18 protein-coding genes and 1 tRNA gene are annotated in these 24,021 nt (G+C 70.5%); 7 read left to right on the forward strand and 12 right to left on the reverse strand.

Features of this window, described 5'->3' with window-relative positions; translation table 11 throughout:
- Positions 1 to 8 precede the first annotated feature (8 nt).
- Positions 9 to 2,657: a DNA polymerase I gene (gene polA / locus ACX80K_RS03215; protein WP_459270677.1), complete on the reverse strand. Its 2,649-nt coding sequence runs from the start codon at positions 2,655 to 2,657 to the stop codon at positions 9 to 11.
- A gap of 175 nt (positions 2,658 to 2,832) precedes the next feature.
- Between polA and ACX80K_RS03220 the strand changes: the two genes are divergently transcribed.
- The 5 genes from ACX80K_RS03220 to ACX80K_RS03240 all read left to right on the forward strand — a co-directional run bounded on the left by ACX80K_RS03220 (position 2,833) and on the right by ACX80K_RS03240 (position 8,305).
- Complete coding sequence (locus ACX80K_RS03220; RefSeq protein WP_459270413.1) at positions 2,833 to 3,321, forward strand: hotdog fold thioesterase; 489 nt, start codon at positions 2,833 to 2,835, stop codon at positions 3,319 to 3,321.
- A 149-nt stretch (positions 3,322 to 3,470) separates the two neighbouring features.
- Positions 3,471 to 6,179 (forward strand): bifunctional lysylphosphatidylglycerol flippase/synthetase MprF, encoded by a 2,709-nt coding sequence (locus tag ACX80K_RS03225; protein ID WP_459270414.1) that lies wholly within the window; start codon positions 3,471 to 3,473, stop codon positions 6,177 to 6,179.
- Positions 6,176 to 7,471, forward strand: a complete 1,296-nt coding sequence (locus tag ACX80K_RS03230; protein ID WP_459270415.1) for an alpha/beta hydrolase — start codon at positions 6,176 to 6,178, stop codon at positions 7,469 to 7,471. The genes ACX80K_RS03225 and ACX80K_RS03230 overlap by 4 nt, the downstream gene beginning before the upstream one ends.
- A gap of 163 nt (positions 7,472 to 7,634) precedes the next feature.
- Positions 7,635 to 7,814 (forward strand): hypothetical protein, encoded by a 180-nt coding sequence (locus ACX80K_RS03235; protein WP_459270416.1) that lies wholly within the window; start codon positions 7,635 to 7,637, stop codon positions 7,812 to 7,814.
- Positions 7,814 to 8,305, forward strand: a complete 492-nt coding sequence (locus tag ACX80K_RS03240) for a hypothetical protein (RefSeq protein WP_459270417.1) — start codon at positions 7,814 to 7,816, stop codon at positions 8,303 to 8,305. The genes ACX80K_RS03235 and ACX80K_RS03240 overlap by 1 nt, the downstream gene beginning before the upstream one ends.
- A 54-nt stretch (positions 8,306 to 8,359) precedes the next feature.
- Here ACX80K_RS03240 and ACX80K_RS03245 read toward each other — a convergent pair whose 3' ends face one another.
- From ACX80K_RS03245 to ligD, 3 genes are all read right to left on the reverse strand, one after another.
- The gene (locus tag ACX80K_RS03245; protein WP_459270418.1) at positions 8,360 to 8,743 is read right to left on the reverse strand and encodes a response regulator transcription factor; all 384 of its coding nucleotides are present in this window, start codon (positions 8,741 to 8,743) and stop codon (positions 8,360 to 8,362) included.
- A gap of 10 nt (positions 8,744 to 8,753) precedes the next feature.
- Entirely contained in the window at positions 8,754 to 8,897 is a 144-nt protein-coding gene (locus ACX80K_RS03250; protein WP_459270419.1) for a hypothetical protein, read from the reverse strand.
- A 253-nt stretch (positions 8,898 to 9,150) separates the two neighbouring features.
- Entirely contained in the window at positions 9,151 to 10,173 is a 1,023-nt protein-coding gene (gene ligD, locus ACX80K_RS03255; RefSeq protein ID WP_459270420.1) for a non-homologous end-joining DNA ligase, read from the reverse strand.
- Positions 10,174 to 10,369: 196 nt separating this feature from the next.
- On the opposite strand from ligD, the gene ACX80K_RS03260 reads away from it, so the two are divergent.
- Complete coding sequence (locus ACX80K_RS03260; protein ID WP_459270421.1) at positions 10,370 to 10,630, forward strand: hypothetical protein; 261 nt, start codon at positions 10,370 to 10,372, stop codon at positions 10,628 to 10,630.
- A 99-nt stretch (positions 10,631 to 10,729) separates the two neighbouring features.
- Here the strand turns inward: ACX80K_RS03260 and ACX80K_RS03265 are convergent, their stop codons facing one another.
- A complete protein-coding gene (locus tag ACX80K_RS03265) occupies positions 10,730 to 11,182 on the reverse strand; it encodes a hypothetical protein (protein ID WP_459270422.1) in 453 nt (150 codons plus the stop codon).
- Positions 11,183 to 11,562: 380 nt separating this feature from the next.
- Positions 11,563 to 11,644 (reverse strand) — tRNA-Leu (locus ACX80K_RS03270).
- Positions 11,645 to 11,789: 145 nt separating this feature from the next.
- Between ACX80K_RS03270 and ACX80K_RS03275 the strand changes: the two genes are divergently transcribed.
- Positions 11,790 to 12,392 (forward strand): ANTAR domain-containing response regulator, encoded by a 603-nt coding sequence (locus tag ACX80K_RS03275; protein ID WP_459270423.1) that lies wholly within the window; start codon positions 11,790 to 11,792, stop codon positions 12,390 to 12,392.
- A gap of 83 nt (positions 12,393 to 12,475) precedes the next feature.
- Here ACX80K_RS03275 and pyk read toward each other — a convergent pair whose 3' ends face one another.
- The 6 genes from pyk to trpB all read right to left on the reverse strand — a co-directional run bounded on the left by pyk (position 12,476) and on the right by trpB (position 23,908).
- Positions 12,476 to 13,966, reverse strand: a complete 1,491-nt coding sequence (gene pyk / locus ACX80K_RS03280; protein ID WP_459270424.1) for a pyruvate kinase — start codon at positions 13,964 to 13,966, stop codon at positions 12,476 to 12,478.
- 84 nt (positions 13,967 to 14,050) lie between these two features.
- The gene (locus ACX80K_RS03285; RefSeq protein WP_459270425.1) at positions 14,051 to 15,508 is read right to left on the reverse strand and encodes a glutamate synthase subunit beta; all 1,458 of its coding nucleotides are present in this window, start codon (positions 15,506 to 15,508) and stop codon (positions 14,051 to 14,053) included.
- Complete coding sequence (gltB, locus tag ACX80K_RS03290; protein ID WP_459270426.1) at positions 15,501 to 20,123, reverse strand: glutamate synthase large subunit; 4,623 nt, start codon at positions 20,121 to 20,123, stop codon at positions 15,501 to 15,503. Before gltB ends, ACX80K_RS03285 begins: the two co-directional genes overlap by 8 nt.
- 319 nt (positions 20,124 to 20,442) lie before the next feature.
- On the reverse strand, positions 20,443 to 21,717 hold the full coding sequence (gene lgt, locus ACX80K_RS03295) for a prolipoprotein diacylglyceryl transferase (RefSeq protein WP_459270427.1): 1,275 nt from the start codon (positions 21,715 to 21,717) through the stop codon (positions 20,443 to 20,445).
- Positions 21,714 to 22,556, reverse strand: coding sequence for a tryptophan synthase subunit alpha (trpA, locus tag ACX80K_RS03300; protein WP_459270428.1), 843 nt, complete (start codon positions 22,554 to 22,556; stop codon positions 21,714 to 21,716). Before trpA ends, lgt begins: the two co-directional genes overlap by 4 nt.
- Positions 22,553 to 23,908 (reverse strand): tryptophan synthase subunit beta, encoded by a 1,356-nt coding sequence (gene trpB / locus ACX80K_RS03305; RefSeq protein WP_459270678.1) that lies wholly within the window; start codon positions 23,906 to 23,908, stop codon positions 22,553 to 22,555. Before trpB ends, trpA begins: the two co-directional genes overlap by 4 nt.
- Positions 23,909 to 24,021: the final 113 nt, after the last annotated feature.

Consider the following 24,021-nt stretch of genomic DNA (forward strand, 5'->3'; position numbering starts at 1 on the left):
GACCCCGGCTAGTGCGCTGCCTCGTGCCAGCTGGCCCCCGTGCCGACCGACACGTCGAGCGGCACGGTGAGGTCGGCGGCACTGCCCATCTGCTCACGCACCAGCGCCTCGACCTCCTCGGCCTCACCCTCGGCGATCTCGAGCACGAGTTCGTCGTGCACCTGCAGCAGCATGCGGGAGGCGAGTCCGCGCGTGGTCAGGGCGTCGTCGACGCCGAGCATCGCCTTCTTGATGATGTCCGCGGCGGACCCCTGGATGGGCGCGTTCAGCGCCGCGCGCTCCGCCATCTCCCGGAGCTGCCGGTTGTCGCTGGAGAGGTCCGGCAGGTAGCGGCGCCGCCCCTCGATGGTGGAGGTGAAACCGTCCTTGCGTGCCTGCTCCACGATGCCGCGCAGGTAGTCGCGCACGGCCCCGAACCGCTCGAAGTAGTCGCGCATCAGGGTGCGCGCCTCGTCCACCGAGATGTTCAGCTGCTTGGAGAGCCCGAACGAACTCAACCCGTAGACGAGGCCGTAGGACATGGCCTTCACCTTCGAGCGCATGGCATTGGTGACCTCCTCCGGCGCCACCCCGAAGATGTGCGAACCCACGAACCGGTGCAGGTCCTCGCCCTCCTGGAACGCGGAGATGAGCCCCTCGTCGCCGGACAGGTGCGCCATGATGCGCATCTCGATCTGCGAGTAGTCGGCCGTCATCAGGCTCTCGAACTTCTCGCCGTCCCGGCCCCGCCCGACGACGAACACCTCGCGGATGCGGCGCCCCTCGTCGGAGCGGACCGGGATGTTCTGCAGGTTCGGGTTGGTCGAGGACAGGCGCCCGGTCGCCGCGATGGTCTGCAGGTAGGTCGTGTGGATGCGGCCGTCGTCGCCCGCGGCCTTCCGGAGGCCCTCGACGGTCTGGCGCAGCTTGGTGGCGTCACGGTACGCGAGGAGCTGCTCGAGGAACGGGTGCCCCGTCTTGGTGATCAGGTCGGTGAGGGCGTCGGCGTCGGTGGAGTAGCCCGTCTTGATCTTCTTCGTCCGCGGCAGTTCGAGCTCGTCGAACAGGACCGTCTGCAGCTGCTTGGGCGAGCCGAGGTTGATCTCCTTGCCGATGATCCGGAACGCCTCGGAGCCTGCGGCGCTGATGGTCTTCGAGAAGTCGTCGTAGAGCCGGTCGAGGCCGTCGAGGTCGACGGCCACGCCCGTCAGTTCCATGCGGGCGAGCACCTCGGCGAGCGGCAGTTCGAGTCCGCCGAGCAGCTGGTTGGCGCCTTTCTCGACGAGCTGGCCGGCGAAGTGCTCGCTGAGGCGCAGCGCGGCGTACGCGGCGACGACGGCGGGCGATGCGACGTCGTTCCCGCCGAGGTCCAGTGCCTGCTGGCCCGAGGAGTCGTTCGCCGACGCGGTGATGGACAGGCGCAGGTGGTACTGCGCGAGGTCGGCGAGATCGTAGCTGCGACGGTCGGGCTGGATGAGGTACCCGGAGATCGCCGTGTCGTCCACCTCCCCCGCGAGGTGGAGGCCCCGGGCGGACAGGAGCTTGAACACCGCCTTGAAGTCGTGGACGATCTTCGGCGCGTCCGTGGAGGCCAGCCAGTCCCCGAGGACCTTCTCCGCCTCGGCGTCGAGCGGCTCGAGCGGGATGAACGCCGCGTGCAGACCGGTGACGACGGCGATGCCGGCGACGTCCGTGGTGCCGGCCGTCGTCTCCGTCGCGAGGGCGACGGACGCCTGCGCCTGGTTGGTGGACCGGAACCACTGCGCGAGAGCCTCGGCATCCTCCAGCAGCACGTGCGGGGGCGCGCTCTGCTCGTCGCCCTCGTCCTCGGTCTCCTCCTCGCCGAACAGGTCGAACAGGCGCTTGCGGAGCGTGTTGAACTGCAGCGAGTCGAAGAGGTCCTCGACCGCCGGGCGGTCCGGGTGCTGCGACACCATCGCGTCGAGGTCGACCGGCAGTTCGAGGTCGGTCAGCAGGCGGTTGAGGCGCCGGTTCCGCTTCACGTCGTCGATGTTGGCGCGCAGCGAGTCGCCCACCTTGCCGCCGATCTTGTCGAGGTTCTCGAGGATGCCCTCGAGGCCGCCGTACAGCTTGATCCACTTAGCGGCGGTCTTCGGGCCCACGCCGGGGACACCCGGCAGGTTGTCGGCGCTCTCCCCCACCAGTGCGGCGAGGTCCGAGTACTGGTGCGGCGGCACGAAGTACTTCTCCTCGATGGCCTGCGCGTCCATCTGCGGGATGTTCGTCACGCCCTGCTTGGGGTAGAGCACCGTCACGCGGTCGTTGACGAGCTGGAAGGCGTCGCGGTCACCGCTGACCACCTGCACGTCCCAGTCCACCGCCGCCGCCTGGAAGGCCAGGGTCGCCAGGATGTCGTCGGCCTCGTACCCGTCGAGGGAGATGGTCGGGATGCGCATGGCCTCCATGACCTTGATGATCAGGTCCACCTGGCCGTGGAACTCCTCCGGCGTCTTGTTCCGCCCGCCCTTGTACTCCGTGTACTCCTCCGAGCGGAACGTCGGGGTGTCGAGGTCGAACGCCACGGCGACGTGGCTCGGCTTCTGGTCCTTGATGAGATTGATGAGCATCGCCGTGAACCCGTACACCGCGTTGGTGTGCTGCCCGGTGTCCGTGGAGAAGTTCTCGGGCGGCAGGGCGTAGAAGGCCCGGAACGCCATCGAGTGCCCGTCGATGACGAGAAGCCGGTTGCGCGATCCGTCGCTGCGCCGGGCCGGCGCCGGCGTCGCAGGGGAGGTCGCAGGGGAGGCCGCCGGGGAGGTCTCGGAGGGAGGGGCGACGGTCAGGGTGGCGGCGGGCTTGGCTGTTTCACTCACAGGTGCCAGCCTAGTTCCCATGACAGACAACCGCACCCGGCCCGACACCCCCTCCACCCCGTCCGAGGACCGGCTGGCCGAGCTGGTCGCCGCAGGCGTGCCCGCCGAGATGCACGGCTGGCTGGGGCGCTACGGCGTGGGCGCGCTCGCGGTCAAGATGGGCATCGTGTTCTCCGAGATGAGCGCCGAGCGGATGGTCGCGACGATGCCCGTCGAGGGCAACCAGCAGGTCGCCGGGATCCTGCACGGCGGGGCGCACGTGGTGCTGGCCGAGACCCTCGGCTCCTTCGCGGCCGGGCTCCACGCCGGACCGGACCGGCAGGCCGTCGGCATCGAGGTGGGGGCCACGCACCACCGCAGCGCCGATTCGGGGCTCGTGACCGGCACCGCCACGGCCATCCACCTGGGGCGGACCCTGACGACCCACGAGGTGGTCATGACGGACGAGCAGGGACGTCGGCTGTCGACGGCCAGGATCACGAACATGATCCGCGACGCCCGCGACTGACCGGCCCGCCGGCCGCTCGCAACCCGGCGTCCGGCGGGAGGTGTGACGCGGCGGGACGTGCGGTGGCCCCCGGGCAGGGCCGACGCCGGCCGGGACCGGATCCGGTCGACGGACAGGACGCACCGGACGCTGAGGAAGCGAGGCGACTCATGAACGAGGATCGGCACGACGGCCCGACCGATGCGCCGGCGGTTCCACCACCGGACCCACCACCGGACCCACCACCGGACCAACCCGTGATCGCGCCCCGGCCCCCATCAGCACCTGCGCCCGCGCCCGCGCGCGCTCCCTCACGGCCCACGGCCCTCCGGATCCGGGCGGCGAGCGCCCTGTCCCGGGCTGCGTCCCTGGGGCGCCGCGCCCCCCTGGCCCTCTCCACCCTCGCAGCCCTCTGGCTCCTGGCGCTGGGCACCGGTGCCCTGCCCGACGGACCACCCGACGCGCTGGCGCCGTCCGTCCTGTTCCACCCTGCGACCGCCGTGCAGAATCCCCTCTCCCTGCTGCTCTCCCTCGCCTGGGCTCCCGACCTGGCCGCCTATGCGGGTGCCGGCCTCGCCCTCCTGTGCCTCGGCATCCCCGCCGAGGCACGCCTGGGAACACGGCGCTTCGGCGCGGCCGTCGCCGGGACCCATCTCGTGGCGCTCCTCGGGGCGCTCGTCGTCGGCGCTGCGGCGGCTCCCCTGTTCCCGCGCTGGGCCGCGGACTTCGGCACCACGGTCCTCGGCGGCCCCGCCTTCGGCGCCCTCGGCGCCATGATGGCTGCGACCGCCGGGATGGGTCCTCTGTGGCGGCGGCGCCTGCGCGTCGTGGGGGTCCTGCTCCCCCTCACCCTCGTCCTCTACAACGGCGCCCTCATGTCGGTCGCCCTGCTCGTCGCCGCCACAGCCGGTCTGGCCGCCGGCCCTATCCTGCTCCGGCACCGCGTACGGCGTCCTGCCGCCCCCTCGATCAGGGAAGCGAGGGTACTCGTGGCGCTCGTGGGCGCCGCCGCCGCCGTCGGCCCCGCGCTCGCGGCCCTGTCCCCCCACGCGACAGGGCCCTTCGCCGTCCTCGGCTACCTGTTCACCGCGGTGGAGGGCGCGACGCCGGACGCCGTCCGCGACGCCTGCGAGCCGGGCGGCATCGTGCGGCAATGCGCCGAGGCGCAACTCCAGGCCCGTGCCGGCCTGGGCGGCGTCGTCATGTCCTGCCTGCCGACGGTGCTGCTCCTCATCCTCGCGGACGGCCTGCGGCGGGGACGCCGCTTCGCCTGGGCGGGGACGATCGTCGTGCAGTCGGGACTGGCACTGCTGTCCGTGCACACGTTCCTCGCGTTCCTGCGGCACGGTCCCGACGGCCGGCTCGCTCCCCTGCTCACGGGCGCGCGCCCCGAGCGGATCATCGCCGACCTCGTCGTGCCCGCGCTCCAGCCCGTCGTCATCGTGGTCCTCCTCGTGCTCGTGCGGAGGCTCTTCACCCTGCGGGCGGCTCCTGGCACCTACCGGTCCATCGGCCTGCGCGTGCTGGTCGCGCTGATCCTCGCGGCGGCCCTCTACGTGGGGGTGGGCCTCGCCGTCGCGCCCCAGTTCAGCCCCGCCGCCACCCTGCCCCTCCTCCTGGCCGACTTCCCCCAGAGGCTCCTCCCCATCGCCGTCACGCTGCGCGTCTACCCGGCCTTCCTGCCATCGGACAGCGCCGCGATCATCCTGTACGAGTGGATCGGGATCGCCTTCTGGGCCGTCGTCGCCACCCTGCTCCTGAGGTCCTTCCGGTCCGTCCGACGCACGGAGGACGACGACGACCGCGAGCGCGCACGCGCCATCGCCACGACCCACGGCAGCGGCTCGATGACGTGGATGGGCCTCTGGCCGGGCAACTCCTACTGGTTCTCCGACGCGTCCTACGTACCCTTCCGCGTCATCTCCGGTGTGGCCCTCACGCTGGCGGGCCCGGTGGGTCCGCCCTCCGACACCGGCCGGGCCCTGCGGGGCTTCTCCGACCACTGCCACGCCCAGGGGTGGACGCCGTGCTTCTACTCCGTGACCGCGCCCCTGGCCGACGCGCTCCGGACGGCGGGGTTCCGCCGCCTGCAGGTGGCCGAGGAGACCGTCCTCGACCTGGGATCGCTCGCCTTCACCGGCAAGAGGTTCCAGGACATCCGGACGGCCCTCAACCAGGCGCGGAAGAACGGCGTGCACAACGAGTGGGTGGACACCCCGAGGACCCCGCTCGTCATCCTCGACCAGATCCGGAGCATCTCGGAGGAATGGGTGGCGGACAAGTCCCTCCCCGAGATGGGCTTCACCCTCGGCGGCATCGACGAACTGCGTGATCCCGCGGTCCGGTGCTCCGTGATCATCGACGGCGAGCGCACGGTCCATGCCGTCGCGTCCTGGCTGCCGATCCACGAGGACGGCGAGGTCACCGGCTGGACACTGGACTTCATGCGGCGCCGCGGCGCCGGCTTCAAGCACAGCATCGAGGTGCTCATCGCGCAGGCCGCCCTGGACCTGCAGAGGGAGGGGTACGCGGAACTGAGCCTGTCCGGTGCACCCCTGGCGACGGCAGGCAAGGACACCGACGCCCCCGACGACCCGCTCAGCCGCGTCCTCGGCTTCGTCGGCCGGGTGCTCGAGCCCGTGTACGGCTTCCGGTCCCTCTTCGCCTTCAAGTCGAAGTTCGGCCCGCGCTACGTGCCGCTGTACCTCTGCTACGAGGACCCGGCCACCCTGCCGGCCATCGGACAGGCGATCACGCGGGCGTACGCCCCCGACGTGCGGGCCGTCGACCTGTGGAAACTCCTCACCACCGCGCCGCGCCGCGCGCGTGGATCGGACCGGCCGCCGGCCGCTCGAGCCGCCGCGGGGAGGACCCCGTGAACCCCCTCGACTGGGACTTCGTCGACGGGCCGGCACCCGTCCTGTTCGCCGTCCTCGGGGGTTCGGCCTTCCTGTGGCTGGCCGCCGGCGGCAGGCGATACCTGGTCCGCTCGGTGATGCCGTCCCTCCTGATCGGTGCGGTCGGCGGACTCGCCGTCTGGTTCGTCACCGAGGTGGTGCTGAACCTGTGGGGGGCGCCGCAGCCGTCCTGGTTCTACGCGCTCGGCGGCCTCGCGGTCGCCGGTGGGGTGCTGGCCGTCCGCAGGTTCGTGACTTCCCCGCGCTGGTGGCAGCGCTGCCTGACCGCCGTCGCACCCGTCCTGATCATCATCGCCGCGGCGGGTGGCATCAACGCCTACTACGGCTCCTTCCCCACCCTCAGGGCCGCGACCGGGGACAGCGACATCCCGGACCTCGGGACGGTCGACGCACCGGAGGACCCGGGGCCGCTCACCACCCTCGCCGACTGGACCGCTCCGAGCGACATGCCGGGGGCGGGGAAGGTGTACCGGACGACGATCCCGGGAACCGTCTCCGGGGTGGACGCCGGGCCCGCCTACGTCTACCTGCCGCCGGCGTACCTCGCCTCCACCCCGGCCGACGTACCCGTCCTGGTCCTGATCCACGGCGATCCCGGCGGCCCGCAGGACTGGATCACGGGCGGCGAGCTCCCCGCCGTGCTCGATGCCTACGCCGCCGCGCACAGGGGACTGGCACCGATCGCCGTGATGCCCGATGCGGCCGCCAGCACCGGCCCGACGCCGTCCCTCTGCCTCGACAGCAACTACGGGCACGCGGGCACGTACCTCGCCGAGGACGTCCCCGCCTGGGTGAGATCCACGCTGAGGGCGGGCACCTCCACGGACACGGCCTGGGCGATCGGCGGATTCTCGTACGGCGGCACCTGCGCCCTGACCCTCGCCACAGGGCATCCCGACGTCTATCCGACCTTCCTCGACATCTCCGGCGAGGCGGAGCCGACCATCGACGCCGGGCAGGATGCCCTGATCAGCAACTACTTCTCGGGTGATGCCGCGGCCTTCGCCGCCCAGAACCCCCTCGACGTGATCAGGACGAAGAAGCTCCCCGACACCGCGGGCATCGTCACGGTGGGCGCGGGCGACGCCTTCTACCGGCCCCAGGGCGAGGAGGTGGCCGCCGCGCTGCAGAAGGCCGGGGTGGACGTCCAGCTGCAGACCGTGCCCGGCGGGCACACGTGGGAGGCGTGGAGGGCCGGCCTGCAGGACAACCTCGACTGGCTGATGAAGCGCTACGGTGTCCTGCCGCAGTAGGACCGGAGCAGGGCGGCATCGGAGCAGCACAGGGCAGGAGCGGAAGCGGGGATTGCAAGTCCCTCGGGGACGCGCTGCCGGTTTGCCGCCGCTTCTGCGCCCTGCCTACCGTGAACCGGAGCGCCGGGACCGGCGCACGACGACCGACCACAGGACGGACCCCATGGCCGACAAGAAACGGAAGACCGTCGCCGCGCTCCTCGCGGCCGGCGCCCTCTTCCTCGGTGGCTGCGACCTCGGCACCCAGGACAGCGACAACTCCGGCACCGACACCGGGAACTACGACGACAACAACGGCATCGACACGGACCTCGAGGACGACGCCCGCGGGAACGACGACTAATGGCGGGGCGTCGTTCGGTCCTCCTGCGGGCGGCCCTGCGGGGGGCGGTGGCGGGCCTCGCAGGGACCGCCGCCATGACCGCGGGGGAGCTCGTGGAGCAGCGCCTGACGCACCGGCCCGACTCGCACGTCCCCGGGCGGACGCTGCGGATCCTCGCCGGCCGACCCACGAGCAACGCGGCCCGGTACCCGGGCTGGAACCATGCGATGCACTGGCTGACCGGAGCGACCCTCGGAGCCCTCCGCGGCATCTGGTCCGTGACGGGCATCCGCGGCCCCTCGGCGACGGCCGCCCATACCGTCGTCCGCCTCGCGTTCGACCAGACACTCGAGAACGCCACCGGAGCAGGCGCCGCGCCGCGCCTGTGGCCCGTGAGCGAGAAGGCCGTCGACTACCTGCACAAGGCGGTGTACGCACTGGTGACGGGGCTCGCCTCCGACGCGGTGAACGCGCCGGCCCTCGAGACCGATGCGGGCGCCCGGTCCCACTGAGGAGCGGCCCACCGGAGCCGGCCCCGGGGAGGCACCCCTCCTTCCCGCGTGTGCTCAGGCGTCCGCCGTCGTCGTGCCCTCCTGGATGTACCGACGGAGGTCGGCGGGCCGGAAGGGCTTGCGCAGGTATCGGTCCGCCCCGGCGTCGAAGCCCCGCTGCTCGTCGGACGGATCGGCCCGCGCCGTCAGCATCACGATGAAGGTCGTGGAGAAGCGCCGGATCCTCTCGGCCACCTCGAAGCCGTCGATGTCGGGCAGCCCCACATCGAGCGTGACGACGTCCGGCATCAGGCGCCGCACCATCTCCACGCCCGCGAGCCCCGCGGGCGCGGTGTGCACCCTGAACCCCGTCCCGGTCAGCACGGTGTGCAACAGATCGCGGACGTCGTCGTCGTCCTCGATGACGACCGCGGTGCGGGGTTGCTCGGTGCTCGGCATGGGCCCAAGTTTACTCCGGAGCACGTGCCGCGAGCGGTCGGGCGTCGGCCTGGGACTCGGGCCGGACCGTCGCCTCCACCGGCTCCCCGCCGCCCGCCGGCTGCACCATGACGGTCCGTACCGTGCCGGGCACCGCCGGGAAGGCGCCGATCATCAGGAGTTCGCTCGTCCCCAGGGTTGCCGCCGCAGCCCGTCAGGAGGAACAGCAGGACGGTGGCCGACAGCGCGCTCTTCTGGGTCTCCCGGTGGCCGGACCCCGAGGGCGCCGGCACGGAGTCAGGCCCGGCTCCTGCCGGACGCGGCGACGTTCCCTCCTGGTCTAGCAGCGCGGGCAGGTGGGCCGGCACAGCTGTCGACGTCGGAGCGGTGCGTTGACAGCGGGGGCGACGGCGGGGTTCAGGTGGGGTTCAGGTGCGGTTCCGTGCGCGGCTCGGCTGCACCCGCATCGGTTCTCCGGGCATCTTCGGGAAGTCCGGTGGGAAGGGCAGTTCACCGAGGCCGTCCTCGACGTCGCGGTCCCACCACGAGCGCAGCACGTCGATGCTTCCCGGTTCGTCGTGGAGGTGCGCCCAGGGATCGCCGATGGTGCGCAGCCGCTCCGGCACGGTCCCGATCGTGAAGGCGGCCGGGTCGACGCCGTCCAGTTCGTCCCACGTGACGGGGCAGGACACGGGAGCGTGCGGCAACGCCCTCGGACTGTACGCCCCGGCCATCGTGCGGTCGCGGTTCGCCTGGTTGTAGTCCACGAAGATGCGCTCGCCGCGCTCCTCCTTCCACCACGCGGTCGTCACGCGATCCGGCATCCTGCGCTCCAGCTCCCGGGCGGCGGCGATGACCGCGCGACGGACCTCGAGGAACTCGTGGACGGGTTCGACGGGCGAGAAGACGTGCAGGCCGCGGTTGCCCGACGTCTTCACGAAGCTCGCGAGCCCGGCCTCGCCGAGCACGGAACGGAGCTCGTGGGCGGCGGCCACGACGTCCGCGAAGGTCGTGCCCGGCTGCGGGTCGAGGTCGATCCGCAGCTCGTCGGGCAGGTCCGGGGCGCCCGCGCGGGACGCCCATGGGTGGAAGACGACGGTGTTCATCTGGATGGCCCAGACCGCCGCTGCGGGTTCGTCCAGGACGAGCTGGGGGTGGGAACGGCCGCTGGGGTAGGTGACCGTCACACTGCGGACGTAGTCCGGTGCACCCTTGGGCGGGTTCTTGCTGAAGAAGTGGTCGCCGTCCACGTCGCCGCCGAAGCGCTGCAGCGACACCGGCCGGTCACCGTTGGCGGCCAGGAAGGCGGGCGCGACGTCGATGAGGTACTGCGCGAGGTCGAGCTTCGTCAGGCCCGCCTGCGGCCAGAGGACACGGGACGGGCTGGACAGGCGGACGGGCCGGGGGCCGTCCGGTGAGTCGACGTCGAGGATCATCGCTTCGCTGGCCATGGGCCCAATGTACCCCGACCGCGCCGTGGCGCGACGCTCCTGCGGCTCGGCGCGGAGCACCGTCGATCCAACGGAGGAGTGACACCCTCCTCGCGGCGGAACGGGGAGAAATTTCCTGCACCCGGCTTCGCTCCCCCGACGTCGGTGATGGAGGAAGGTTGGACCAGGACGTCAGCCGGAGAGCAGGGAACGGATCATGGATGCCCACGCACAGAGGGAACAACTCACGCGGATCCTGATCGAGGAGGACCTGCATCTGTCGGAGGTGTGGCTGCGTTACTTCTCCCTCGGCGGGGAGGAGACCGAGGAACAGCTGATCCTGTACACGGTCGAGGAGGTCCAACTGGGCGAGGGACAGCGCGACCTGATCTCCATCGCCCTCCGCGAACTGGTGTCCGAGCGCCACGGAGCCACCGCCCGGGTCCCCCGAGCGGGGGATCGACCTCCGGCGATGTGACCCGGCAGGGCACCGGCCTTGAGGCCGACCTCCTGCCGGGTCGGGACTGCTGATCAGGGCACTCGGGCCCGCCTTCGAGAGTCGCTCGAGTCGAGCTCTCTAGTGGCGGCCACCATAGCCGTCATCACAGTCGAACCAGATCCTCTCGCTCTTCTCCCAGCCATTCTTGTCGTTGTTGTACCGGCTCTCCTTCTCACTCTTGCTGTAGGCCTGGTAACTCCTGTCGCAGTCGGCATTCCTGACCCGGTAATCGAAATTGCCGCCGCGATCCGGCCACACATAGCGCTCGTCGACTTTTTCCTGTTTGCCGTTGTGCTTGATCTGGACGACTTTGACGTAGACCTTCTCGCCGTCGTAGTCGTCGCCGGCAACCCTCAATCTGCCGTCGTCGACGTAGAGGGTCAGATCCGCGCCGTTGTCGCGGTCGTATCCGGAGGTTGCCACCTGGACGGGTGACGCGACGGCGGGTGCGGAGAGGCCCATGCCGGCCAGCAGGCCGAACAGGGTTCCTGCGACGAGGACGAACAGACGCCAACTCAGAGATTTCTTCATGATGGATTTCTTCCACGCATGCCGGGCTGAGGATGAGGATGGGTGTGTGCCGTGTGTTCGGCACGCCGCGGGCGGCTGTCCGGCGTTGCCGCCCGTTCATACCCGGAGCAGATACGCGCCGACTCACACCGGAATGGAGCGTCCACGCCCGGATTCCTCGCCCACGCTGCCTGCAGTTGCGATCTTCACATGCGGACTGCGCTTCCCCAGCCGAGCCATCCCAACACCGTCTCGCGGTGGACCACCATGCTAGACGACCACCGGCGATGAGAGAAGGGGGTAACCGGCCATCACGAGTGCGAATTCCGCGTGTCCGGGAACCGACGGCGGCCGCGACGACGTATCGTCCGCCGGACGACTCCCGATTCGTGGATGCGCTGTGCCCGAAGTGGGACTCGAACCCACACACCTCTCGATACTGCATTTTGAGTGCAGCGCGTCTGCCAATTCCGCCATTCGGGCCGTCCGCGCCCGGAGCTGGGGTGGGAGGCTGACTTCGTCCACCGCCGGTGCGCGAATCCACTCTACATGCCGATAGGCTGTTTCCGGGTACGCGGGGATGCGCTCCACGGACCCACCAGAACGCCACCGTGATCAAGGAGCAACAGTGTCTGAATCCACCGAATCCACGCCCGCCGGACCCGCACGCCGGGTCATCGTGGCCGAGGACGAGACGCTCATCCGACTCGACATCATCGAGATCCTGCGGGGCGAGGGCTACGAGGTCGTCGCCGAGGCCGACAACGGCGAGAAGGCCGTGGCGCTCGCCCAGGAGCACAAGCCGGACCTCGTGCTCATGGACGTGAAGATGCCGGTCATGGACGGCATCACGGCGGCCGAGCAGATCGTCAAGGCGCGGATCGCCCCCGTGGTCCTGCTCACCGCCTTCAGCCAGAAGGAACTCATCGAGCGCGCACGCGACGCCGGGGCGATGGCCTACGTGGTCAAACCGTTCACGCCCGCCGACCTCATCCCCGCCATCGAGATCGCGATGTCACGCCATGAGGAGATCAAGGCGCTGGAGGCCGAGGTCACCGATCTCCAGGAGCAGTTCGCCACCCGCAAGCTCGTGGAGCGCGCGAAGAGCCTGCTGACCACCAAGATGGGCCTCACGGAGCCCGAGGCCTTCCGCTGGATCCAGAAGACCTCCATGGACCGGCGCCTGAGCATGCGCGAGGTCGCCGAGACGATCATCAACCAGGTCAACTGAGGTCGGGTCGGCGAACCCGACCCGGGTAGGACGACGGAAGGACCCCCACCCGGGAAGGGTGGGGGTCCTTTCGTCGGATCAGGCTACTTCTTCTTGACGGGCCAGGGGCCCACGCCTTCCTTGATGTAGGACGTGTGGCCGTCTGGCAGCTGGCCGGCGTCCGTGATGTCGCCGACGCGGTGCACCTTGATGGAGTTCGTCGAGCCGGCCTGTCCGGGAGGGGAACCGGCGGCGATGACGACGAGGTCGTCCACCTCCACGAGGCCCTGCTCGAACAGCACCTTGTCCACCTGGGCCGTCATCTGGTCCGTGTGCTCGACGAACTCGACGAGCTTCGGCTGGATGCCCCAGATGAGGGACATGGCGTTCAGGGTGGACTGCACCGGGGTGAAGGCGAAGACCGGCTTCCTCGGGCGCAGCCGGGACAGGCGGCGCGCCGAGTCACCCGACTGGGTGAACGTGCAGATGTACTTGGCGTCGAGCTGGTCCGAGATCTCGACGGCCGCCCGGGTGATGGCTCCACCGCGGGTCTTCGGCTTGCTGCCGAGCGGCGGGACCCGCTCGAGGCCGTGGCGTTCGGTGGACTCGATGATGTCCGCCATGGTGCGGACGGTCTCCATCGGGTACTTGCCGACGCTCGTCTCGCCGGAGAGCATGACCGCGTCCGCGCCGTCGAGCACGGCGTTGGCACAGTCCGAGGCCTCGGCGCGCGTAGGACGCGGGTTGTCGATCATGGACTCGAGGACCTGCGTGGCGACGATGACGGGCTTGGCCCAGCGGCGGGCGAGCTCGACGGCACGCTTCTGCACGATCGGGACGTCCTGCAGCGGCATCTCCACGCCGAGATCGCCACGGGCCACCATGATGGCGTCGAACGCGTCGATGATCTCCTCGAGGGCGTCCACGGCCTGCGGCTTCTCGATCTTCGCGATGACCGGGACGCGGCGGCCTTCCTCGTCCATGATCTCGTGGACGCGCTTGACGTCGCCGGCGTCGCGGACGAAGGAGAGGGCGACCATGTCGACGCCGGTGCGGATGGCCCAGCGGAGGTCCTCCTCGTCCTTGTCGCTGAGGGCGGGGACGTTCACGGCGACACCCGGCAGGTTGATGCCCTTGTTGTTGGACACCATGCCCCCGACGACGACCTCGGTGGTGACCTTCACGTCGTCGACCGCCGTGGCGCGCAGCGAGACCTTGCCGTCGTCGATGAGCAGCATGTCGCCGACGCTGACGTCCTGCGGCAGCCCCTTGAACGTGGTGGAGGAGATCTCCTGCGTACCCTCGATGTCCTCGATGGTGATGGTGAAGACGTCGCCCGGGGAGAGGGCGTGGGGGCCGTCGGCGAAGCGGCCGAGGCGGATCTTGGGGCCCTGGAGATCGGCGAAGATGCCCACGGGCTTGCCGAGCTCCTCCGACGCGCGGCGGACGTTCTCGTAGGTGCTGGTGTGCACGGTGTAGTCACCGTGGCTCATGTTCATCCGGGCAACGTCGACGCCCGCCTCGAGCACTGCGAGGGTGTTCTCGTAACTGGCGATTGCGGGGCCGAATGTTGCAACGATTTTTGCGCGTCTCATGAACCTAGCCTAGTCGTGTTGGGGTCGTCGGGGTGATGTCGGTGGTGGTGGCAGGGGTGGTGCCGGGGGTGGTGCCGGTGCCGGTCAGAGGACGGCGATGGAGCGGTCGGTCGGGGCCACGGGCGCGGGCAGCCTCGTCGATCCCATGAGCCACTGGTCCACCGCCGCGGCGCACGCGCGGCCCTCCGCGATGGCCCACACGATGAGCGACTGGCCGCGGCCGGCGTCGCCCGCCGAGAACACGCCGGGGGTGTTGGTCATGTAGTAGCCGTCGCGTGCCACGTTCCCGCGGTCGTCGAACTCGGCGTGGACCTGCTCGGTGATGCCCGCGGGCTCGGCCCCCGTGAAGCCGAGGGAGAGGAAGACGAGGTCTGCCGGGATCTCGCGCTCGGTGCCGGCCTTGGGCACGCGGCGGCCGTCCACGAACTCCGTCTCCGCGACCTTGATGCCGCGCAGCACCCCGCCGTCGCCGACGAACTCGACGGTCGAGGCGAGGTAGCGGCGCTCACCGCCCTCCTCGTGGGCGCTGGCGATGTCGAAGAGCGTGGGGAACGTGGGCCAGGGCTGGTCCGGCCGGCGCTCGGACGAGGGCTGCTGCCCGATGGCGAGCGTCGTGACGCTCGCGGCCTTCTGCCGGTGCGCGGTGCCGAGGCAGTCCGCACCTGTGTCGCCGCCGCCGAGGATGACGACGTGCTTGCCCTCGGCGTGGATCTGGTCCTCGATGGCCTCGCCGGCCACGACGCGGTTGCCCTGCACGAGGTAGTCCATCGCGAAGTGGACACCCTCGAGGTCGCGGCCCGGGATGGGCAGGTCGCGCGGCACGGTGGCGCCGGTGGCGACGATGACGGCGTCGTAGCGCCGCTTCAGCTGCCCCCAGCTGATGTCCTTCCCGACGTCCACGCCGGTGCGGAACCGGGTGCCCTCGGCCTCCATCTGCTCGAGGCGGCGCTCGAGGTGGATCTTCTCCATCTTGAAGTCGGGGATGCCGTAGCGCAGGAGCCCGCCGATGCGGTCGTCACGCTCGTAGACCGCGACGGTGTGGCCGGCGCGGGTGAGCTGCTGCGCGGCCGCGAGGCCCGCGGGTCCGGAGCCGACGACGGCGATGGTGCGGTCGGTGAGCCGCTCCGGCGGGTGCGGTTCCACCCAGCCCTCCTCGAAGGCCTGGTCGGCGATGGAGACCTCGACCTGCTTGATCGTCACGGGCGGCTGGTTGATGCCGAGCACGCAGGACGACTCGCACGGCGCCGGGCAGAGCCGGCCCGTGAACTCCGGGAAGTTGTTCGTCGCGTGCAGCCGCTCGATCGCCTCCCGGCCCTTGTCGCGGAACGTGAGGTCGTTCCATTCCGGGATGAGGTTGCCGAGCGGGCAGCCCTGGTGGCAGAACGGGATGCCGCAATCCATGCAGCGGCCCGCCTGCGCCTTCAGGACGCCCTTCTCCTGCGCCTCGTACACCTCCTGCCAGTCCATGATGCGGACCGGCACGGGACGGCGCGGCTGGGTCTGGCGCTCGCGCACCTTCAGAAATCCGCGTGGGTCAGCCACCGGTTACCTCCAGGATCTTGGTCCATGCCTCTTCGCCGTCAGGATCGAGTCCCTGTTCTGCGGCGGTGGCACGGGCGTCCAGCACGGCGGCGTAGTCGCGCGGCAGGACTTTCGTGAATCGGGTGACGGTGTCGTCGAAGGACGTGAGCAGGGTCTCCGCGAGGGCCGACTCGGTCTCCTCGACATGGCGGATCAGCAGCTGCCGGACGATCTCGATGTCCTCGGCGTCGAGGTCGACCAGCAGGAGCTCCCCGTTCTCGAGGCTCTGCCGATTGACGCGGGCGCGGTCGAGGTCGAGCACGAAGGCCGTCCCCCCGGACATACCCGCACCGAAGTTGCGTCCGGTGCGGCCGAGGATCAGCGCCTGCCCGCCCGTCATGTACTCGCAGCCGTGGTCGCCGATGCCCTCCGCCACCGCGGTGGCGCCCGAGTTCCGGACGAGGAACCGCTCCCCCACCTGGCCGCGCAGGAACATCTCGCCGCTCGTGGCGCCGTAGCCGATGACGTTGCCGGCGATGACGTTGTGCTCGGCGTGGAAGGCGTTCGCGCGGTCCGGGCGGACGATGATGCGTCCGCCGGACAGGCCCTTGCCGACGTAGTCGTTGGAGTCGCCGAACAGCCGCAGCGTGACACCGGCGGGCAGGAAGGCGCCCAGCGACTGCCCCGCCTGGCCGGTGAGGGTCACGTCGATGGTGTTCCTGCCGAGGGTGTCCAGCCCGAACGTCCGCGTCACCTCGTGGCCGAGCATCGTGCCGACGGAGCGGTCGGTGTTGACGACGTCGAGCGAGATGCGGACCGGCGAGCGGTGGTGCAGCGCGTCGGCGCTCATCTCGATGAGCTTGTTGTCGAAGTGCTGGTCCAGTTCGTGGTTCTGCGGCAGCATATTCCGCATCGGCTCGCCGGAGTCGAACTCGTTGCCGCGCAGGATGGGGTCCAGGTCCAGGCCGTCGGCCTTCCAGTGCTCGATCGCCTCGCGGGAGTCGAGCAGCTCGCTGTGGCCGATGGCCTCCTCCAGGGTCCGGAAGCCGAGCTCCGCCAGGATCTCGCGGACCTCCTCGGCGATGAACTCGAAGAAGTTGACCACGAACTCCGGCTTGCCCGTGAAGCGGCTCCGCAGTTCAGGGTTCTGCGTCGCGACGCCCACCGGGCAGGTGTCGAGGTGGCACACCCGCATCATGATGCAGCCGGACACCACGAGCGGCGCCGTCGCGAAGCCGAACTCCTCGCCGCCGAGCAGGGCGGCGATGACGACGTCGCGCCCGGTCTTGAGCTGCCCGTCCACCTGCACGACCACGCGGTCGCGCAGACCGTTGAGCATGAGCGTCTGCTGCGTCTCGGCGAGCCCGAGCTCCCACGGGATGCCCGCGTGCTTGAGCGAGTTGAGCGGGCTCGCGCCCGTGCCGCCGTCGTGCCCGGACACCAGGACGACGTCGGCCTTGGCCTTCGTGACACCCGCGGCGACCGTGCCGATGCCCACCTCGGACACGAGCTTCACGTGGACGCGCGCGCTCGGGTTCGACCGCTTGAGGTCGTAGATGAGCTGGGCGAGATCCTCGATGGAGTAGATGTCGTGGTGCGGCGGCGGCGAGATGAGGGCGACACCGGGCGTGGAGTGCCGCGTGCGGGCGATCCACGGGTAGACCTTCTGGCTCATGAGCTGGCCGCCCTCGCCGGGCTTCGCCCCCTGCGCCATCTTGATCTGGATGTCGTCCGCGTTGGTCAGGTAGAGGCTCGTCACGCCGAACCGCCCGGAGGCCACCTGCTTGATCGCGGAGCGGCGCTCGGGGTCCAGCAGGCGCTCGACGTCCTCGCCGCCCTCCCCCGTGTTGGACTTGCCGCCGAGCCGGTTCATCGCGATTGCGAGCGTCTCGTGGGCTTCCTGGGAGATGGAGCCGTAGCTCATGGCGCCCGTGGAGAACCGTTTGACGACGGCGGAGACGGGCTCCACCTCGTCGATCGAGAGGGGCTCGCGGACGTCGCCGCGGAACTTCAGGAGCCCGCGGAGGGTCATGAGGTCCTTTGACTGGTCGTCCACGCCCCGCGTGTACGCCTTGAAGATGTCGTAGCGGCGTTCGCGCGTGGCGTGCTGCAGCCGGAACACGGTCTCGGGGTTGAACAGGTGGGGCGGGCCCTCGCGGCGCCACTGGTACTCGCCGCCGTTGTCGAGGCCGCGGTGCGGGTCCTCGATGCCGTCCTGCGGGTATGCGCTCTCGTGGCGTGCGGCGGTCTCGGCCGCGACGACGTCGAGCCCGACGCCGCCCAGCTGGGTCTGCGTGCCGTGGAAGTACTCGTCGACGAGCTCCTGCGCCAGCCCGAGCGCCTCGAAGGTCTGGGCGCCGCAGTAGGAGCTGACCGTGGAGATGCCCATCTTGGACATGATCTTCAGGACGCCCTTGCCGAGGCCCTTGATGAGGTGCGCGACGGCGGCCTCGGCGGTGACGCCGGTGATGTCGCCGTTGCGGACGAGTTCCTCGCAGCTCTCCATCGCCAGGTAGGGGTTGACCGCGGAGGCTCCGTAGCCGATCAGCACGGCGACGTGGTGGACCTCGCGGACGTCGCCGGCCTCGACCACGAGCGAGGTCTTGGTGCGGTTGGCGCTGCGCAGCAGGTGGTGGTGCACGGCGCTGGTGAGCAGGAGCGACGGGATGGGGGCCCACTGCGCGTTCGAATCGCGGTCGGAGAGCACCACGTACTCGACGCCGCGGTTCAGGGCGCTGGAGACCTGCTCGCAGATCTCCGCGAGGCGCGCGCGCAGGGCGGCCTCCCCGCCGTCGTGCCGGTAGAGGCCGCGGACGCGGACCGTCAGCCGGTCGCCGTCGTCGGTCTCGAGGTTGGCGATCTTCGCGAGCTCGTCATTGGTGATGACGGGGAACTTGAGGGCGATCTGCTTGGAGCGCACCTGACCGGTGGAGAGGAGGTTGCCGTCGGGTCCGATGGTGACGCCCATCGACGTGACGAGTTCCTCGCGGATCGAGTCGAGCGGCGGGTTGGTGACCTGCGCGAAGGACTGCACGAAGTAGTCGAAGAGCAGGCGCGGGCGCTTCGAGAGCACCGCGATGGGGGTGTCCGAGCCCATGGCGCCGAGGGGCTCCGCGCCGTTCTTCGCCATGGGGCCGAGGAGGATGCGCAGCTCCTCCTGCGTGTACCCGAAGGTGCGCTGGCGGCGGTTGATCGAGGCCTTGGTGTGGATGACGTGCTCGCGCTCCGGGAGATCCTCGAGCTGGATCAGGTTCTCCCGGACCCACTCGCCCCACGGGTTCGCGGCGGCGACCTCGGCCTTGATCTCCTGGTCCTCGATGAGCCGGCCCTCCTCGGTGTCGACGAGGAACATCTTGCCCGGGGAGACGCGACCCTTGCGGACCACCCGGGAGGGGTCGACGTCGAGCACGCCCACCTCGGAGGCGAGGATCACGAGCCCGTCCTCGGTGACCCAGTACCGGGCGGGGCGCAGGCCGTTGCGGTCGAGGACGGCACCGACGAGCCTGCCGTCCGTGAAGGACACGGCTGCCGGTCCGTCCCAGGGCTCCATGAGCATGGAGTGGTACTGGTAGAAGGCGCGGCGGGCGGGATCCATGGTGGCGTGGTTCTCCCACGCCTCGGGGATCATCATCATGATCGAGTGCGTGATGGGACGCCCGGAGAGGGTCAGGAGCTCGGCCACCTCGTCGAACGACGCGGAGTCCGAGGCGCCCGGCGTGCAGATGGGGTAGAGCTCCTCCGGGGAGTCGCCGAGCAGCCGGTTGGACAGCTGCGACTGCCGGGCCCGCATCCAGTTGCGGTTCCCCTTCACCGTGTTGATCTCGCCGTTGTGCGCGATCGTCCGGAACGGCTGCGCGAGGGGCCACGACGGGAACGTGTTCGTCGAGAAGCGCGAGTGCACGATCCCGAGCCGCGTCTTGAACCGCTCGTCCGAGAGGTCCGGGTAGAACGGCTCGAGCTGCGCCGTGGTCAGCATGCCCTTGTAGACGATCGTCTTCGAGGACAGCGAGGGGAAGTACACCCCGAACTTGTTCTGCGCGCGCTTGCGGACGCGGAAGGCCCGGGCGTCGAGGTCCGGAACGGCGCCGTCCGCGGGCGCCAGGAAGAGCTGCACGAAGTGCGGCATGCACGCGCGGGCCATCGCGCCGACGAGGTCCGCCACGATGGGCACGACGCGCCAGCCGAGGACGTCGAGGCCCTCGGCTTCGGCGATCGACTCGAGGCCGGCACGGGCCGTCTCCTCCTCCTTCGCCTCGGCGGGGAGGAACGCGGTGCCGACGACGTACGAGCCTGCCGCAGGGAGCGGGAAGTCGACGACGGCGCGGAAGAACTCGTCGGGGATCTGGGTGAGCAGGCCGGCGCCGTCGCCGGTGCCTTCGTCGGCACCCACGGCGCCGCGGTGCTCGAGGTTGCGCAGCGCGGTCAACGCGGCATCGACGATGTCGTGCCCGGGCTCGCCGCGCAGGGTCGCGATGACGGCGAGGCCGCACGCGTCCTTCTCGTTCTCCGGGTCGTAGAGACCCGTGGCCTCGGGGATGGAGGCGAATCGTGTGAAGGGTGACTCCACGGGCCCGTCGGTGGTCGACGTCGTTGCGGGATGCGTCCCGGTTGAGGTCTCTGGCGTTGCAGCAGTCATCAGATAAGGATCCTTCCCCCTTGATGGAGCGTCGGGAGGGGACAGCCTTGGCCCCGCGGGCGCCGCTAGGAGCGGCCACCGTCTATTGGTTCATCTACCCGCCTGCGCCGGCATCGCCCGGCGTTCTTGGCGGGCGGTCGCAGTACTCGTCCTGCGCCGGACGGGTCGGTTCGGTACGGACAGGAAGGTGATCCGGCCGTCGCACCGATAGTCCACAACTGTGTGGTGTTGCGTCCTTGGAGGGCGGTGGCCCGGGGACTGCTTGCGGGGACCTAATCCCGCGGCTCCGCTCGCGCGGGGCCCTGAGGAACGCGGGACGTTACTCGGGAGCCGTTGTTTCGGAAAGGTTACCACGGTCATTCCGCGCCCTCCGCGCCGTGTCCGACACGTGGCCACCTGTGGCCGAAGCGTTATCGGAGGCGGCCTGCGACCCGCTGCCGGCCGCCCCGGAGCGTTCCGGCGAGGCGTCGTGCGCGCCCTCGGACGGGCCGTCGGCGCCGTCCCCGGAAGCCTCCTGCGGCACGGCACCCGCGGGGCGCCCGGTGTCGTCGGCTGCCCGATCGTCACCGGTCCCCCGCGCCTCCGCGCGGTCTCCCGCCGTCCCGGCGTTGTCGGCGCCGGTGCCCGGTACTGCGCCGGTACCCGGGGCGTCGTCCGCGCCGTCGCCCGTACCGTCGCCCGTACCGTCGCCCGTACCGTCGCCCGTGCCCTTCGGCTCGCGCCCGGGCAGGTAGACCGACGGCGCGTCGTCGGCGCCGCGCCGGACCGAGAGGTAGACGAGGACTGCCAGCGACACGAGGAAGACGGCGATGCTCGTCCAGACGTTGAGCCGCTGGGTGACGCCGAAGAGGGTGACCATCTCGGCGTCGTCGATGCGGAGCGTCTCGATCCACACGCGTCCGAGCGTGTAGTAGGCCGCATAGAGCCAGAACATGCGCCCGCCGCGGAGGCGGAACCTGCGGGCGAGCAGGAGCAGGAGTGCCACGCCGGCGAGGTTCCACAGGAGCTCGTAGAGGAACGTCGGGTGGAACAGCGTGCCGGGTGCCTGGTCGGGCGGGAAATTCACGTTGTCGGCGTCGATCTCCAGGCCCCAGGGGAGCGTGGTGGGCGCTCCGAAGAGCTCCTGGTTGAACCAGTTGCCGAGCCGTCCGACGGCCTGCGCGAGCAGGACACCGGGTGCTGCCGCGTCGGCGAAGGCGGAGAGCTTCACGCCCGCGCGCCGCGCGCCGATCCACGCGCCGACGGCGCCGACGGCGATGGCGCCCCAGATACCGAGGCCGCCCTGCCAGATCTGCGGGATCCGGGCGAGGTCGCCCTCCGGCCCGAAGTAGGCGTCCGGCGAGGAGAACACATGGTAGAGCCGCCCGCCGACGATGCCGAACGGGATGGCCCAGATGGCGATGTCCCAGACGGCGTCCGCGTGCCCGCCGAAGGAGACGAAGCGCTTCTGCGTGAGGATGAGCGCGAGGATGATGCCGGCCAGGATGCACAGCGCGTAGGCGTGGATCGTCAGGGGGCCGAGACCGAAGCTCGCCCACTCGGCCGGGGGGCTGGGGATCGACGCTGCAAGGCGGGTCGCGGTCGCGGCGATCATGCCGGGACCTTCGACGTGCCGGTGCTGAGTTCGCGGGAGAGGTCGGCGACCGCGTCCACGCCGCCGTCGCGCAGCGCGGCCACGAGGGCCGTCCCGACGATGACGCCGTCGGCGTACGCGCCGATCTCCCGCACCTGGGCCGACGAGGAGACGCCGAGGCCGACGCAGACGCGTTCCGCGCCGGCCGCGTGGGCGGCATCGACGACGGCCCGGGCCGCGGCACCGACGGAGGTCCGGGCGCCGGTGACACCCATCACCGATACGGCATAGACGAAGCCCCTGCTCGCGTCGACGGTGTTCTGCATGCGCTGCGGTGATGTGGACGGTGCCACGAGGAACACGCGGTCGAGGCCGAGCTCCTCGGACACCGCGAGCCACTCGGACGCCTCGTCGGGGATGAGGTCGGGCGTGATGAGACCGGCGCCACCGGCGGCGGCCAGGCGCTCCGAGAAGGCCCGCACGCCCATGCGCATCACCGGGTTCCAGTAGGTCATGACGAGGACCGCGGCATCCGTCTCGCGCGTGATCCCTTCGACGACGTCGAAGATCCGGGGCACGGTGAAACCGTTCGCCAGCGCCTCGACCGTCGCTTCCTGGATCACGTGCCCGTCCATCACTGGATCGGAGTAGGGGATGCCGATCTCGATGAGGTCCACGCCGTTCCGCGCCATGGCGATGCCCGCGTCGATGGTGGTCCGGACGTCGGGGAAGCCGGCGGGCAGGTAGCCGATGAGCGCCGTCCGGCCCTCGCTCCGTGCCTTCTCGATGGCGGCCGCGGCCTTAGAGCCCCCGGCGGTGGACGGTCCTCCGGTGGACGTGGTCGTGGAATCCGGTGTCACAGCTGCTCACCCTCCTGGGCGATCTCCTGCTCGGCACTGTCGTCCGGGAGCAGGTCGAAGTAGCCCGCGGCGGTCGCCACGTCCTTGTCGCCGCGCCCCGAGAGGTTCACGACGATGATCCTGTCCGACGGCTGCTCCCCCGGCGCGAGGTCGGCGGCGAGGCGCCGGCCGACCTTCATGGCGCCGGCGAGGGCGTGCGCGGTCTCGATGGCGGGGATGATGCCCTCGGTCCGGCTGAGGAGCTTGAACGCCTCCATGGCCTCCGCGTCGGTGATGGGCTCGTAGTTCGCCCGTCCGATGTCGGCGAGGTAGGCGTGCTCGGGGCCGACACCCGGGTAGTCGAGACCTGCGGAGATGGAGTGCGACTCCATCGTCTGGCCGTCCTCGTCCTGCATCAGGTAGGAGCGTGCCCCGTGGAGCACACCGGGGCGCCCGAGGGTGATCGTCGCCGCGTGGCGGCCGGTCTCGACGCCGTCGCCACCGGCCTCGAAGCCGTAGAGGGCGACCTCGCGGTCGTCGAGGAAGCCGTGGAACATGCCGATGGCGTTGGAGCCGCCGCCGACGCAGGCGCACACGGCGTCGGGCAGCCTGCCCGCCTGCTCGAGGATCTGCTCGCGCGCTTCCTCGCCGATGACCTCGTGGAAGTAGCGGACCATCGCCGGGAACGGGTGCGCGCCCGCGGCCGTGCCGAGGAGGTAGTGCGTGGTCTCCACATTGGCGACCCAGTCGCGGAGGGCGTCGTTGATGGCGTCCTTCAGGGTCTGCGAGCCGTTGGTGACGGGGATGACCGTCGCGCCGAGCAGCTGCATGCGGGCGACGTTGAGCGCCTGGCGGCGCGTGTCCTCGGCGCCCATGTAGACGACGCACTCGAGGCCGAGGAGGGCCGCCGCCGTCGCGCTGGCGACGCCGTGCTGGCCGGCGCCCGTCTCGGCGATGACGCGGGTCTTGCCCATGCGCTTGGCGATCAGGGCCTGGCCGAGGACGTTGTTGATCTTGTGGGAACCCGTGTGGTTGAGGTCCTCGCGCTTGAGGAACACGCGGACCCCGCCGCAGTGCTCGGCGAAGCGCTGCGCCTCGGTGAGGAGGGACGGCCGGCCGGCGTAGTTCCTGTTGAGCTCGGTGACCTGCGCGGTGAACTCGGGATCGGCCTTCGCCTTCTCGAACGTGTCCTGCAGTTCGTCGAGCGCGGCGATCAGCGATTCGGGCATCCAGCGGCCGCCGTACGACCCGAAGTAGGGACCGGGGGCGTGGCGGAGGCTCTCGTCGTGGCTGAGGAACGCCTCGGCCGTTCCGGCGTCGATGGTGTCCGCTGCTCCGGCGTCCGTGCCGGGGCGGCCCGCGTCCTGGTGCATGTCGGTCATGGCGGAGTTCCTGTCCTGTTGGTCCTGGTCCGGGCGACGGTGCCGTCCGGATCCCTCGCGGACCGGCGGCGACCGGTCCTTCGTGCTGTCGCTGCGCCGACCCG

The sequence above is a fragment of the Arthrobacter sorbitolis genome, from assembly GCF_054510995.1.

Bases quoted from the DNA above. Each gene is read 5' to 3' on its own strand.
- ligD (WP_459270420.1), bottom strand. From the start codon at position 10,173: ATGGCCAGCGAAGCGATGATCCTCGACGTCGACTCACCGGACGGCCCC.
- trpB (WP_459270678.1), bottom strand. From the start codon at position 23,908: ATGCACCAGGACGCGGGCCGCCCCGGCACGGACGCCGGAGCAGCGGAC.
- ACX80K_RS03240 (WP_459270417.1), top strand. From the start codon at position 7,814: ATGGCGGGGCGTCGTTCGGTCCTCCTGCGGGCGGCCCTGCGGGGGGCG.
- ACX80K_RS03220 (WP_459270413.1), top strand. From the start codon at position 2,833: ATGACAGACAACCGCACCCGGCCCGACACCCCCTCCACCCCGTCCGAG.
- ACX80K_RS03235 (WP_459270416.1), top strand. From the start codon at position 7,635: ATGGCCGACAAGAAACGGAAGACCGTCGCCGCGCTCCTCGCGGCCGGC.
- ACX80K_RS03265 (WP_459270422.1), bottom strand. From the start codon at position 11,182: ATGAAGAAATCTCTGAGTTGGCGTCTGTTCGTCCTCGTCGCAGGAACC.
- pyk (WP_459270424.1), bottom strand. From the start codon at position 13,966: ATGAGACGCGCAAAAATCGTTGCAACATTCGGCCCCGCAATCGCCAGT.
- polA (WP_459270677.1), bottom strand. From the start codon at position 2,657: ATGGCGTTCCGGGCCTTCTACGCCCTGCCGCCCGAGAACTTCTCCACG.
- ACX80K_RS03260 (WP_459270421.1), top strand. From the start codon at position 10,370: ATGGATGCCCACGCACAGAGGGAACAACTCACGCGGATCCTGATCGAG.
- ACX80K_RS03245 (WP_459270418.1), bottom strand. From the start codon at position 8,743: ATGCCGAGCACCGAGCAACCCCGCACCGCGGTCGTCATCGAGGACGAC.
- lgt (WP_459270427.1), bottom strand. From the start codon at position 21,717: ATGATCGCCGCGACCGCGACCCGCCTTGCAGCGTCGATCCCCAGCCCC.
- ACX80K_RS03225 (WP_459270414.1), top strand. From the start codon at position 3,471: ATGAACGAGGATCGGCACGACGGCCCGACCGATGCGCCGGCGGTTCCA.
- gltB (WP_459270426.1), bottom strand. From the start codon at position 20,123: ATGACTGCTGCAACGCCAGAGACCTCAACCGGGACGCATCCCGCAACG.
- ACX80K_RS03250 (WP_459270419.1), bottom strand. From the start codon at position 8,897: ATGATCGGCGCCTTCCCGGCGGTGCCCGGCACGGTACGGACCGTCATG.